The sequence below is a fragment of the Delftia sp. DS1230 genome (assembly GCF_040112715.1).
In the GTDB taxonomy this organism is placed as follows: domain Bacteria; phylum Pseudomonadota; class Gammaproteobacteria; order Burkholderiales; family Burkholderiaceae_C; genus Comamonas; species Comamonas tsuruhatensis.
In genome coordinates this window covers 2010796-2023836 of record NZ_CP157763.1, presented here as the reverse complement: position 1 = coordinate 2023836, position 13041 = coordinate 2010796, and the positions used below count along the sequence as shown (strand labels likewise).

The window sequence follows — 13041 nt, the reverse complement described above, 5'->3', positions numbered from 1 at the left end:
CGATATTAGGGCGCAGACGCAGACGCAGACGCAGACGCAGACGCAGACGCAGACGCAGGAGCGGAGCCGGCAGAAGGGGATTCACCTGCAGGCCTGCCAGTTGAGGGGGCCGTGGCGGCGGCACGCCTTCCCCTGCCCCTGGCGCGCGGGCGGGCAAGGTGATTCATTTGCCATTCCAGCGATTCGGTATCGAAGTCGAAGGCATCCAGCAGGGCAATGGCTTTCCTGGCCTCCCTGAAGTCCACTTCCGTGACGGGCGGACTGTGCCGCAGCGACAGATCGTGCTTGAGCAGCCATTGCTGCAGATCGGCCAGCGCGACGATGGAGATGCCCTGGTTGATAAGCTGTGACGCGGTGACTTGCGCCAGCATGGCCGGCGTCAGTTGCCTGCAGGAGCGCAGGCCCAGGACCTGCCTGAGTTTGGCCACCAGGGGAGTGCGCAGCTCGAACTGGGGCAGGCTCTCGAAATGGGCCAGGGATTCGAGGTACAGGTCCGGCTCCGCATGTATGGCGTCCAGGTCGTTGGGCAGATTCAGCAGTTCGCAGATGCGATTGAGGGCGGTGCGTGCGCGTTCGGTGCCGAGTTTCTCGGCCTTGCCCGCTTGCGCGACCGAGCAGCCGGCGATGACGGAGCGCAGCACATTGGCCTTGGTGAGATTGGAAATCATGGAATCCCCCTGATGAAAATCCAGGGACCCGCGCGGAATCAGCTTCAGCCGCCCGGTCCCGACAATGGCTCTGGCGCGGCGATGGGCCGTTCACGGAACCTCGGAGGCCGGCAGGCGCAAGTGCATTGCGCCGCCGCCAAGGGACAGGAGGACGCCAGGCCTTGCAGAGTTCCAGGGGAAATGCACGTGCTTGCGCCCACAGTCAAATGCAATGCGCTGAGGTGCAAATTCCATGCAGATTCCATCGAAAAGGGGGCCTGACGGCCCCCCTGGTGTGCTCTGCCGGCTGCAGCCCCGGCAGGCCTTGCTTGCGGCGACTCAGCGGCGGCGCAGGCGCTTGATGCCTTCGACAGCCGCCAGCACGATGGCGCCGGCCACGATGCCGGCCACCGCGTTGAGCACATTCACCGCCAGCACGCGCCACAGGCCGCCCAGCGCGCCCTGGGCCACGGCATCGCCCAGGCCCTCCACGGCGTGGTGCAGCGCAGGCACGCCGTGTACGAGGATGCCGCCACCCACCAGGAACATGGCGGCCGTGCCCGCAACGGACAGCCCCTTCATGAGCCAGGGCGCGGCGGCGACGATGCCCCGGCCCAGCGCGCGGGCCGCGGCGCTGGCACGCTGGCCCAGCCACAGTCCCAGGTCATCGAGCTTGACGATGCCGGCCACCAGGCCATAGACGCCCAAGGTCATGATGAGGGCAATGCCCGCCAGCACGGCGACCTGCTGCCCGAACGGCGCCGAGGCCACGGTGCCCAGGGTAATGGCGATGATCTCGGCCGAGAGGATGAAGTCGGTGCGTACGGCGCCCTTGATCTTGTCCTTTTCCATGGCGACGAGATCGACGCTCGCATCGGCATTGGCCTGGGTGAGGCGCTCGCGCTCCACGGCATCTTCCTCGGGCGAATGCAGGAATTTGTGGGCCAGCTTCTCGCAACCCTCAAAGCACAGAAAGGCGCCGCCGACCATGAGCAGCGGCGTGACAGCCCAGGGAATGAAGGCGCTGATGAGCAGCGCCGTCGGCACGAGGATGACCTTGTTGACCAGCGAGCCCTTGGCCACGGCCCAGACCACGGGAATCTCGCGCTCGGCGCGCACGCCCGTGACCTGCTGGGCGTTGAGGGCCAGGTCATCGCCCAGCACGCCGGCCGTCTTCTGCGCAGCCACCTTGGTCATGACGGACACATCGTCGGCCATGGCCACGCTCTTGCGGGCCGCGACCTTGGTCATGAGGGCCACATCGTCAAGGATCGCTGCAATATCGTCAAGCAGCATCAGCAAACCAGCACCAGCCATCGCGTTTCTCCAGTGAATTGTTGGGGGGCCTTGCGGCCTGGGCGCCATCATGGGGCACGGGCATGTCCTGCCCGTGTAGGAGAGGCCCGGCGGCCGGCCGGGCCACCGGCCTGAGCGGCCATCCGCTACTTGCTTGTCTTGAAGCCCTGCCCTGCCGCCCAGGCCGCCACGTCGTCGCGGCGGATGGCGGCGGCCATGAGCTGCGGGAAGGCGTCCGGCGTGCAGGCAAACGAGGGCACGCCCAGCGCGGCCAGCTTGGCGGCCAATTGTGCATCGTAGGCAGGCGCGCCTTCGTCGCTGAGCGCCAGCAGCGTGATGAACTGCACGCCCGACTCCACCAGCTCGGAGGCACGTCGCAGCAGGCCGCTTTCCACGCCGCCTTCGTAGAGGTCGGAGATGAGCACGACGATGGCGTTGCGCGGCTCGCTGATCAGGCCCTGGCAGTAGCCCACGGCGCGGTTGATGTCGGTGCCGCCGCCCAGTTGCACGCCGAACAGCACGTCCACGGGGTCGGAGAGCTTGTCGGTCAGGTCCACCACCGCCGTGTCGAAGACCACCAGACGGGTAGCGACGGCCGGCAGGCTGGCCATGACGGCACCGAAGATGCTGGAGTAGACGACGGAGTTGGCCATGGAGCCGCTCTGGTCTATGCACAGGATGACTTCGCGCTGCGGGCGGCGGACCTTGCGGCCGTAGCCGACCAGGGTCTCGGGCACGATGGTGCGGTAGTCGGGCTGCCAGTGGCGCAGGTTGGCGCGGATGGTGCGGTTCCAGTCGATCTCGGAATGGCGCGGGCGGCGGTTGCGCTGGCTGCGGTCCAGCGCGCCCGAGACGGCGCTGCGCATGGGCTCTTCCAGGCGGCGCATGAGGTCGTCCACCACCTTGCGCACGACGATGCGCGCGGTCTCCTTGGTGTTCTGCGGGATGACGGAGCCCAGGGAGATGAGGTCGGCCACCATGTGCACGTCGGGCTGCACATGCTCCAGCATTTCGGGCTGGAGCATGAGTTCGCGCAGGTTCAGGCGCTCCATGGCGTCGCGCTGCATGACCTGCACGACCTGGCTGGGAAAGTACTTGCGGATGTCGCCCAGCCAGCGCGCCACGCTGGGCGAGGAGTTGCCCCGGCCGCCCCGGCGCGAGAGGCTGCCGTCCTTGTTGTCTTCTTCGTAGAGCGCGGCCAGGGCCTTGTCCATCTCTTCGAGGGAGCCGCCCTTGGCGCCCAGCCCGCCGCAGCTGCCCTCGGCCGGCTGGCCCAGCACCAGGCGCCAGCGCTGCAGCCGGTTGGTGGGCTGGACGGCGGGGTCCTGCGGATCGGCGTCGGCAAGGGATGCATCGTTCACGGTGGCAGCGGTGTTCATGGCTGGGCCTCCTGCGGGCTGGACAGCAGTTGCGCGGGCAGGTTCAGGCCCAGCAGTTGATCGAGTACGGGAAGGGCAAGCACGGCGCGCGCCTCGTTCCAGGCGCCGTCGTCACCGCCGCCTGCCGCGCCTGCGGCACCTGCGGATGCAGCCGCCACGACGGCCGCACTGCCCTGCCCTCGCCGGGCCTTTTCGCCCAGGCTCTGGCGGTCATGGTTGGAGAAGGCCGAGAAGCTGCGGCGCACCAGCGGCAGGATCTGGGTGAACTGGGTCTCGCCCAGCTGGGCCAGCCAGGCATCGACGGCACCCCAAATGGCGTCGTCGTGCAGCAGCACCAGGGCCTGGCGGTTGAGAAAGCCGTCCAGCCAGGCGGCAGCGTCCAGCGGCGGCACGCCCAGCGAGAGATTGCGGCCCAGTTGCGTGGCCACGGCCTCGCTGTCCAGGCGGTGGGCATCCAGCAGCAGGCGGCAGGACGTGCCGCGCAGCAGGGCCGCGCCGGCATCGCCCAGGGCAATGCTGCGCAGGGCGCCGAACCAGACCTCGCGCGGCTCCTCGGCATCGCGCAGGCGCAGGGCCTCGTGGGCCTGCAGCACCGTGGCCTGCATGTGCCTTGCGGCGTCTTCATCCAGCGCCATGCAGGCCAGGGGCAGGCCGATGGCGGCACGCAGCGCCATGCTGTCGATCACCGTGGCCAGCGCCTGGGTGTCGGTCTGGCGCACGCTGCCGTAGCGCAGCACATTGGCCAGCGGCGGCAGCGCCTGCATGAGCTGGGAAACGTCGCCGGTGCTGGCAGAGCGGTCGGCCAGGTCGTGCATGAGGGCATCGACCAGGTGCGGCAGGTCGGCCAGCAGGGCGTCGTCGATGGTCCTTGCCAGCTCGGGCAGCGGTGTCTCGGGCGTCAGCGCCTGGCGCACCTTGGCGGCTGCAGCCTGCACCAGGGTGCCGCCGTAGCGGCTGGCCTCGATGACGCGCACGGCCAGCTCGGGCTCCCACTGCAGCTGCCAGCTTTCGCGGAAGGTGCCCCGGTTGCGCTGCTGGTCGGTGGTGACGCTGCCCCACTCTATGCCCAGCAGGCGCAGCCGGTGCAGGAAGTGGCTGCGGTCGCGGTCCGTGTCCTTGCGCAGGTCCAGGGCCAGGACCTTGGCGGCCGCCTCGGGCTTGAGGCGCAGGCTTTTTTGCTGCTGCTCGATGTCGCGCTGCAGCGGCACCTGGGGCACGTCGGCGGGCACGCCGCCGATGCGGTCGCCCACGCTGAGTTCGCGCTCGATCAGGCGCAGCGGAGCGCGCTCGCCCATGCTGATGACGGTGACGATGGCCTCGTCCAGCTCGGGCAGGCCCGGGCTGGCGTGGCCGCGCAGGGCGGCCAGGCTTTCGGCCAGGCGCGTGGCCTCGATGATGTGGGCGCTGGAGCAGTCCAGGTCCTTGGAACGCAGCAGATGGGCCACGCGCGCCAGCCAGCCGACGGTGCGCCGGGTGCTGGCGCGTGCCGGGTCGGCAGCAGGTGCGGACTGGAGCAAGGACTCGGGCGCAGGCTCGGAGCAGCGCCACAGGTGTTCATACCAGCCCGGCGAATCCACGCCCGCTCCATAGCCGCTGGACGAGCACAGGTTGCGGTAGGTCCAGGGCGCCCAGGTGGCCTGGACCTTGGCCTTGGGCAGGCCCTTGAGCGTGGCGGCATCGGCCTTGGCGGTGACCTGGGCCTGCAGGGCCGGCACATGCCATGCGCCGCAGACCACGGCAATGCGCTGGTGGCCGGCCTTGACGGCCTCGCGCATGCACTGGCGCATCCAGGCTTCGCGCAGCGCCTCGCGCCGGGCGTGGCGTTCTCCGCGCACTTCGTTGGGCAGCTCGGCGCGCACCACGGCCATGGCTTCGGCAATGCCCTCGAACAGGGTGGCGCCGTCGCCGCGCTCCTCGACCATGCGGTTCCACCAGCTTTCGCCGTCGGGGTAGCCAGCGGCCTCGGCCAGCAGGTCCAGCGGATCGCGCCAGTCCCGCCTGCCGGGGTCCGAGGGATCGACGGCGAGGTCGGCAGCCGGCACGGACTGCGTGGTGTCGTCGCGGTCCAGGGCCTCGGCGGCATTGCTCTGGAGCTGGCCGCCGTCTGCCGCAGCGACGCCGGAATCGGAGCCGGTGTCGGCATCTGCATCCTGGCCTTCATCGCCCGCATCCTCGCCTGCATCACCTGCATCTGCTGCCGCCGCCTCGGCCCGGCGCCGCTCCTGCTCGGCCATGTCCAGCGCCATGCGGTGGGTCTGGGGCAGGTCGATGAAGCGCGTGGCCACGCCCTGGCGCGCCGCCCATTGCAGGGCCTGCCATTCGGGCGAGAACTCGGCGTAGGGATAGAAGGCGGCATGGGCCGGGCTGTCCTGCACATAGACCAGCATGGCCACGGGCGGCTGCAGGTCGGCATGCTGCAGCATGGGCAGCAGGGACTCGCCCTCGGGCGGGCCTTCGACCAGCAGGCAGTCGGGCTGCAGCTGCTCCAGGGCCTGCAGCAGGCTGCGCGCGCAGCCCGGGCCATGGTGGCGGATGCCGAAGAAATGAAGCGGATTGGCAGAGGTGGCCATACGGGAAGTGCGCAGGAGATGCGCAGAAGATGCGGTCGGTCAGCGGAGCGGGAGTGCGGGCTTCAGAGCTGCTCGCGGCAGGCGCGGTACAGGTCCTTCCAGTCGCTGCGCTCCTTGACCACGGTTTCCAGGTATTCCTTCCAGACCACGCTGTCCTGCACCGGGTCCTTGATCACGGCGCCCAGCAGGCCCGAGGCCACATCGCCCGCGCGCAGCACGCCGTCGCCGAAATGCCCGGCCAGCGCCATGCCGCTGTTGATGACCGAGATGGCCTCGGCCGTGGACAGCGTGCTGCTGGGCGACTTCACGCGCACGGTCTTGCCGTCCTCGGTCTGGCCGTTGCGCAGCTCGCGGAAGATCTGCACCACCCGGCGCACTTCCTGCAGGGCCGGCGGCTCGGCGGGCAGGGCCAGGGCGCGGCCCTGCTCGGCCACGCGCTTGGTGACGATCTGCACTTCCTCGTCCTGCGATGCCGGCACGGGCAGGACCACGGTGTTGAAGCGGCGCTTGAGCGCGCTGGACAGCTCGTTCACGCCCTTGTCGCGGTTGTTGGCCGTGGCGATGACCGAGAAGCCCTGCACGGCCTGCACCTCGGTGCCCAGCTCGGGCACGGGCAGGGTCTTTTCGGACAGCACGGTGATCAGCGTGTCCTGCACGTCGGCCGGGATGCGGGTCAGCTCTTCGATGCGGGCGATCTTGCCCAGCTTCATGGCGTTGACCAGGGGGCTGGGAATCAGCGCCTTCTCGGACGGGCCGTGGGCCAGCAGCTGCGCGTAGTTCCAGCCGTAGCGCAGCTGCTCCTCGCTGGTGCCGGCCGTGCCCTGCACCAGCATGGTGGAGTCGCCGCTGACGGCGGCCGACAGGTGCTCGGACACCCAGGACTTGGCCGTGCCGGGCACGCCGTACAGCAGCAGGGCGCGGTCGGTGGCCAGGGTGGAGACGGCGATTTCCATCAGGCGCGGATTGCCGATGTACTTGGGGCTGACCTCGAAGCCGTTGCCGAGCTTGCCGCCCATCAGGTACTGGAGCACGGCCCAGGGCGACAGCTTCCAGTTGGGCGGACGCGGACGGTCGTCCACCTTGCGCAGGGCTTCGAGTTCTTCGGCGAATTGCTGTTCGGCATGCTGGCGCAGGACTTGGCTCATGGTGTGCTTCCGGAAAGGGATGGGAATGGGATTCGGTAGGGGGTGGGTGGCAAAGCGGGCCCGGCCTCAGGCCTGGCCGCGCAGTGCGATGAAGGCCTGGTGCAGGCCCAGGCGCAGCTCGACGATGCGCTCCAGGTGGCCGCGCATGCGCTCCTCGTCCCAGGGCCGCGCGCGGCTGCGCTCGAGGCGCGCCTGCTGCTGGGGCGTGAGGGGAATGGCCGGGGCGGCTGTTGCTGCAGATGCCGAAGCGGCTGCGGTCTCTGCAACAGGCTCGGCCGGGGGCTCCGGCTCGGGCTCGACCTGTGCATCCAGCACCGAGGGCTTGCGCCACAGCTCGGCAAACCGCTCCAGCGCGGTCACGTCCAGCATGCGCGCGCAGGACAGCAGGGCCTGGTCGGCGCGGTAGCTGTGCCAGTTGCCCGTGATCTGCTTGCCGCCCACGGCCACATGCAGTGCCTCGGTCAGCCGCGCCGACAGCGCGGGCGAGAGCAGTTCGGCACCGCCCAGCGACTGGGACATGCCCTCGATGGCGTCGATGAGCTTGTGCCTGTCGCGCTCGAACTGGGCAATCCAGCGGGACTCGCGTTCTTCGGGGGACAGCCGGGCCATGAGGGCGGGCAGCAGCGCATCGTGGCGCATGTCGCGGCCCAGGGCCTGGGCGGCATCGATCCATTCCACGTCCAGCTGGTACTGCAGGGCCCGCACCCAGCCCTGGCGCAGCGAGGATTTCCAGTCGCTGCGCCGGCTCCACTCCATCACTTCCAGGGGTGTCAGGCCCAGGGCCCGGGTCCAGAAGGACACCGGGGTGAGCTGCACCATCTGCTCCAGCAGCCAGGCCTTCTTGCCGCCACGGAAGTAGGCATCGGGCTTGAGCGTGATGCCGTCGCGCTCCCATTCCTTGAGGCCTTCCTCGGGAGGCTCCACGATCCACTGGCCCTTGTCGTCCTGCTGCAGCATGGACTGCATCCAGCCCATGACGCGCTGGCTGTGCGCGCTGTCCGGCAGGCACGAGAGCATTTGCGCGGCGTTCTCGCGGATTTCCTTGCTGCGGTCGGACAGCAGTTTTTCGAGCAGCGGCTCGTCGTCCATGCCCAGCCCCACGGTCAGTGCCTGGACCATGGGCAGGCGCTCCTTGGCGCCCAGCTCCTTCAGGCTGCCTTCCAGCCGCGCACGGGCCTGGGCGGCATCGGCCGCGCGCTCGCTGCGCAGCAGGGCCACGCGCTGCTCGACCGAGCCCTCCTGCCAGACCAGTTCGGGGTCGGCGGTTTCCTCCACGCCGCTGGCATAGCTCCATTGCGGATTGAGCGCGCCCAGCCAGCGCCCGCGCTCGCCCAGCACCGGGGCCAGCCACTGGCGCAGCTCCACGGACTGGCGGCCCTGCTCCAGCGCAGGCACCAGCAGGTCATGGGGCAGGCGCTGGCCGGCCTGGTCCAGGGTGCGCAGCATGGAGGCCTGCAGCTCGAACGGTCCGTCCTTGAGCACGTCGCCCATCAGGGTCTGCAGGCGAGCATCGGCAGGCGCGGGGCGCGATTCTGCAGGCGCCGCGGCCGGCACGGCCAGCGGTGCCGGCAGGCGCACCTGCGCGCCGGGCTGCCAGCCTGCGCGCTCGAACACGGCCGCCACGGCGCTGGCGCGCAGCAGTTGCTGGGCGGGCGAGTCGCCGGGCAGGTCCGCCCGGGGCAGCAGCGCGGCCTGCACGGCCTGCTGCGACCACGGGGCAGACGGATCAACGCCCGAAGCCAGCGCAGGCGGCACGGCCAGCCGGTCCGAGCCGACCATGGCCGATTGCTGCAGCGCAGTCCAAAGTTGTGTGTTGCTCATACCGGTTCACCCTGGTTCTGCCAGATACATTGCCGGGCGCTTTCGCCCTCGCGGGCCTGCCAGGCGCTCAGCAGGCGCCAGCGGCCCACGGCCGGGCCGGGCTCCCATTCGCCAAACAGCTGCATGGGCGCGCCGCCGCTGAGCGCCAGCAGGCGCCAGGCTTCGGCATCGTCAATGGCCACGGGAACGGGTTGCACAGGCGCGGCAGTGCCGTCGGCAGACACGCCGGGCGCAGCCGCCGATGCGCCCGGCGCATCGGGCCAGGCCGCAAACCATTGGCCCTGGGCAGGCACCAGGCGCAACCCGTCCTGGCACAGCGGCTGCGTGGCCTGCAGCGGGTTGGCGGCAATGCGCCGGCCCATCTGCTGCAGGACGTCGCCCACGGCCGAGGTGTCCAGCGGGCTGGCGCCCTCGGCAGGCAGCGCAGGCCCGTTGCCGTTGGCGGCAATGGCGCGCAGCGGCGCATGGCCCGGGTAGAAATTCAGCGCGCATCCGTAGCGATGACCAGGCACCCAGGCCGATTCGAAGCCGCGCCCGCCCTGCGCATAGTCCAGCACCAGGGCCATGCGGCCCGTGCGCTGCCCGTGCAGCCAGACGCGACGCTCCATGAGCCGGCCTTCGCGCTCGATCATGCGCAGGCCGGCCACCAGCCATTCGTCCTCGACCAGCTGGCCCCTGGCCTGCACTTCGGCCTTGTCCATGGGCCAGCCCAGCGCGGCCATCACGTCGGCCTTGACCTCGGGGCTGAGCGATTCACGGCGGCGCACGGCGTCGATGATCAGCTGCCAGTGGCCCAGCTGCACCAGCATGTCGCGTGGCCAGTCGCGGTGGCTGTCCACCAGATCCCGGCAGTCCTTGATGCGTGCCGCCATGCCCGTGGCCTGCGCATCGACCATGCGCGCGGCCATGGTGTTCCAGCGCTGGCGCATCTGGGAGTCGCCGGCCTGGTTGGCCAGGCCCGCGCGCACCATGTCCTGCATCCACAGCGACAGTTCCTGCAGGCCCGCCTCGACCTTGTCCCAGCGCTTGTCTTCGCGCCTGGCCTGCTGCCTGGCCGCAACCTCGGGATCGGGTGGCGGCTCGGCCGCCGCGGCGGCTGCCTTGGCCTCCTTCTTCTCGGCCTTTTCCTGGCGGCTGTCCAGCCAGGTCTGCACCCAGGCCGGTGGATCGCCGCCCTCGGTGACCTGGCCGCCCGCACGCATCAGCATCAGCGCCAGCCCATGCTTGCAGGGGAACTTGCGGCTGGGGCAAGAGCATTTGAAGGAGGGTCCCGACAGGTCCACCTGGGTCTGGTAGGGCTTGCTGCCGCTGCCCTGGCACTCGCCCCACACCGCCACATCGTTGGCACCCATGGTGGGCCATTTGGCGGGCGATTGCAGCCCCTTGGCGGCCTTGCTGGAGGAAGCGTCCGGCGATAGCGCCAGCACTTCGCTCTCTGTTCCTAATACACGCGACACCGAAGCTCCCTCTCCAAGTGTTTGTCATCGCCAGGCGCATTGAATGAAGAAACGACCGCGCCCGGCAAGCCCGAAAGCCTATCAGCAATAGTTATCGGCAATTTGAAACAAATCACAACAACGTCAAACCTCTCTCCCATGAACCGGGAACCCCATGGCGCGCAGCCAGCTGCGCTATATCAGCGCATGCATTGATGGCACCAAGCCGTACCAGCCTTCAGGCATTGCAAAAAGACGCAGGAAACACGCATTCACCATTTCCTGCGATGCACATCTCCACCCATTGAAAGCAAGCACTCATTGCGCACTGAAAACGGTTTCATTCCATTGCACTGGCAACCATTGCAATCCGCTGGCCATTGCGATAGCCCGACAGTGCGTTCAAACCGGAGCCAGGCAAGGCCGGACCAGACCCTGGCTGGGGGATGGGCTCTCCAAAAACTGGATGTGCCAGGCAAATATACTGTATATTCATACAGCCATGGAGCTGCAACGCAAACTTTTCATCCTCGCCGACGCCGCCAAGTACGACGCCAGCTGCGCCTCCAGCGGATCGCAGGGGCGCGACTCGCTGGACGGCAAGGGCATGGGCTCGGTCACCGGCATGGGCATCTGCCACAGCTATGCGCCCGACGGGCGCTGCATCTCGCTGCTCAAGATCCTGCTGACCAATGTCTGCATCTTCGACTGCCGCTACTGCATCAACCGCAAGAGCTCCAACGTGCAGCGCGCCCGCTTCACGGTGGCCGAGGTGGTGCAGCTGACGCTGGACTTCTACCGGCGCAACTGCATCGAGGGGCTGTTCCTGTCCAGCGGCATCATCCGTTCCAGCGACTACACCATGGAGCAACTGGTGGAAGTGGCGCGCCGCCTGCGCGAGGAGCATGACTTTCGCGGCTACATCCACCTCAAGACCATCCCGGATGCCGCGCCCGAATTGCTGGCCCAGGCAGGCCGCCATGCCGACCGCCTGAGCATCAATGTGGAACTGCCCACGGCCAGCGGCCTGGCGCAGTTCGCGCCTGAAAAGGACGGCCGGCGCATACGCCAGGCCATGCAGGGCGTGGACCGGCATGTGCAGGCCTGGCGCGCGGCCACGCGCGAGCAGCGCCAGGCGCAGTCCCTGCCCGGCGCGCCCGCGCAGCGCGCCGCCGTGCCGCGCTTCGCGCCGGGCGGGCAGAGCACGCAGATGATCGTGGGCGCCGACCGCGCAACCGATGCCGACATCCTCGAATCCAGCCATACGCTGTATGCGGGCTACGGCCTGCGCCGCGTGTACTACTCAGCCTTCAGCCCCATTCCCGATGCCTCGCGCGACCTGCCGCCGCAGGCGCCGCCCCTCATGCGCGAGCACCGGCTCTACCAGGCCGACTGGCTCATGCGCTTTTACGGCTACGGGGCGGGCGAGATCGCGGCGGCCAGCCGCCACGGCATGCTGGACCTGGAGATCGACCCCAAGCTGGCCTGGGCACTGGCCAACCGCCAGCAGTTCCCCGTGGACCTCAACCGTGCTCCGCGCAGCCTGCTGCTGCGCGTGCCGGGCCTGGGCACGCAGACGGTGGACCGCCTGCTGGCGGCGCGCCGCGTGCGCAGGCTGCGGCTGGACGATCTGCTGCGGCTGCGCGCCCCCGTGCAAAAGGCCCTGCCCTTCGTGCTGATCGACGGCCACCGGCCCCTGCTGGGCGAGACCGACTCGGCCGCGCTGCGCACGCGGCTGATCGCGCAGTCGCAGGCCAGCCAGGCCCAGGCGCGGCACAGCGGCATGCGCGTGCAAAGCGCACTGCAGGCCAGCCTGTTCTAGAACCTGGAGCACGCCATGCACGGACAGGCCCTCACCATCGAACTCGACAGCCCTGACGACTGGCCCGGCTTTCGCGCAGCCTGCCGGGCGCTGCTGGCCCACGGCGCCGACCCCGCTGTGGTGCGCTGGCGGTGGCCCGACACGCGGGGTGCGCAGCCACTCGGCGCGGGGGTGGATCTGTTTTCCAGCGCGCCGCAGCAGGCCATGCCCGCCTCGGCACTCGCCGGGCTGGCCGGCCCCGGCGAGGCAGGGCTGTCCCTGTCGGACACCCAGATGTCCGCCCTGCGCCATGCCTGCATGCACCGCGCGGCAGGCCGCTTCGAGCTTTGCCACCGCTGGCTGGCGCGCATGCAGGCCCGGCCCGAACTGCGGCTGGATGCGCTGGATGCGGACTGGCGCGCCATCGAGGCCCTGGCCCGCCCCGTCTCGCGCGAGATCCACAAGATGCACGCCTTCGTGCGCTTTCGGACGACCCAGCGGCAGAACCTGCCCGAGCTGCACATCGCCTGGTTCGAGCCCGAGCACCACATCGTGCGCGCGGCGGCACCCTTCTTCTGCAAGCGCTTTGCCAACATGCACTGGGCCATCCTCACGCCGCAATGCAGCGTGCACTGGGACGGCCATGCGCTGCGCCTGGCGCCCGGCGCACGCCGCAGCGATGCCCCGCCAGCCGACGCGGGCGAGGCCCTGTGGCTGACCTACTACGCCAGCACCTTCAACCCCGCGCGCCTGAAGGAGCAGGCCATGCTGCGCGAGATGCCGCGCCGCTACTGGCACAACCTGCCCGAGACGGTGCTGATCTCCACCCTGGTCCAGCAGGCCCGCGCGCGCACGGCGCAGATGCTGGCGCCGTAACGGCAGCCGCCAAAAAGAAACAGAAAAAAGAAAAGGCCCCGAAGGGCCTTTGTCTGCTTTGCAGCGTCGC

Annotated in this window: 9 protein-coding genes; 2 read left to right on the top strand and 7 right to left on the bottom strand. The window is 69.4% G+C overall.

Going from position 1 to position 13041, the window contains the following annotated elements:
• Positions 1-5: 5 nt before the first annotated feature.
• The 7 genes from AAN986_RS09045 to AAN986_RS09015 form a co-directional block, all read right to left on the bottom strand.
• Positions 6-668 (bottom strand): hypothetical protein, encoded by a 663-nt coding sequence (locus AAN986_RS09045; protein ID WP_047218385.1) that lies wholly within the window; start codon positions 666-668, stop codon positions 6-8.
• 318 nt (positions 669-986) lie between these two features.
• Positions 987-1964 (bottom strand): DUF808 domain-containing protein, encoded by a 978-nt coding sequence (locus AAN986_RS09040; protein ID WP_016449189.1) that lies wholly within the window; start codon positions 1962-1964, stop codon positions 987-989.
• Between the two features lie 125 nt (positions 1965-2089).
• Positions 2090-3322 (bottom strand): VWA domain-containing protein, encoded by a 1233-nt coding sequence (locus tag AAN986_RS09035; protein WP_016449188.1) that lies wholly within the window; start codon positions 3320-3322, stop codon positions 2090-2092.
• Positions 3319-5892, bottom strand: a complete 2574-nt coding sequence (locus AAN986_RS09030; RefSeq protein WP_047218384.1) for a DUF5682 family protein — start codon at positions 5890-5892, stop codon at positions 3319-3321. Before AAN986_RS09030 ends, AAN986_RS09035 begins: the two co-directional genes overlap by 4 nt.
• A gap of 62 nt (positions 5893-5954) precedes the next feature.
• Entirely contained in the window at positions 5955-7037 is a 1083-nt protein-coding gene (locus tag AAN986_RS09025; protein WP_016449186.1) for an AAA family ATPase, read from the bottom strand.
• 66 nt (positions 7038-7103) lie between these two features.
• Complete coding sequence (locus tag AAN986_RS09020; RefSeq protein WP_047218383.1) at positions 7104-8858, bottom strand: DUF5691 domain-containing protein; 1755 nt, start codon at positions 8856-8858, stop codon at positions 7104-7106.
• Complete coding sequence (locus AAN986_RS09015; RefSeq protein ID WP_016450773.1) at positions 8855-10315, bottom strand: SWIM zinc finger family protein; 1461 nt, start codon at positions 10313-10315, stop codon at positions 8855-8857. The genes AAN986_RS09020 and AAN986_RS09015 overlap by 4 nt, the downstream gene beginning before the upstream one ends.
• 481 nt (positions 10316-10796) lie before the next feature.
• Between AAN986_RS09015 and AAN986_RS09010 the strand changes: the two genes are divergently transcribed.
• Both AAN986_RS09010 and AAN986_RS09005 read left to right on the top strand, forming a co-directional pair.
• Positions 10797-12116 (top strand): putative DNA modification/repair radical SAM protein, encoded by a 1320-nt coding sequence (locus AAN986_RS09010; protein WP_047218382.1) that lies wholly within the window; start codon positions 10797-10799, stop codon positions 12114-12116.
• A 15-nt stretch (positions 12117-12131) separates the two neighbouring features.
• Positions 12132-12971 carry a TIGR03915 family putative DNA repair protein gene (locus AAN986_RS09005; protein ID WP_047218381.1) on the top strand — a complete coding sequence of 280 codons (840 nt, stop codon included), beginning with the start codon at positions 12132-12134 and terminating at the stop codon, positions 12969-12971.
• Positions 12972-13041 lie beyond the last annotated feature (70 nt).

Coding starts and splice junctions, on each gene's coding strand:
- AAN986_RS09005 (WP_047218381.1), top strand. CDS start 12,132: ATGCACGGACAGGCCCTCACCATCGAACTCGACAGCCCTGACGACTGG.
- AAN986_RS09020 (WP_047218383.1), bottom strand. CDS start 8,858: ATGAGCAACACACAACTTTGGACTGCGCTGCAGCAATCGGCCATGGTC.
- AAN986_RS09035 (WP_016449188.1), bottom strand. CDS start 3,322: ATGAACACCGCTGCCACCGTGAACGATGCATCCCTTGCCGACGCCGAT.
- AAN986_RS09030 (WP_047218384.1), bottom strand. CDS start 5,892: ATGGCCACCTCTGCCAATCCGCTTCATTTCTTCGGCATCCGCCACCAT.
- AAN986_RS09045 (WP_047218385.1), bottom strand. CDS start 668: ATGATTTCCAATCTCACCAAGGCCAATGTGCTGCGCTCCGTCATCGCC.
- AAN986_RS09010 (WP_047218382.1), top strand. CDS start 10,797: ATGGAGCTGCAACGCAAACTTTTCATCCTCGCCGACGCCGCCAAGTAC.
- AAN986_RS09025 (WP_016449186.1), bottom strand. CDS start 7,037: ATGAGCCAAGTCCTGCGCCAGCATGCCGAACAGCAATTCGCCGAAGAA.
- AAN986_RS09040 (WP_016449189.1), bottom strand. CDS start 1,964: ATGGCTGGTGCTGGTTTGCTGATGCTGCTTGACGATATTGCAGCGATC.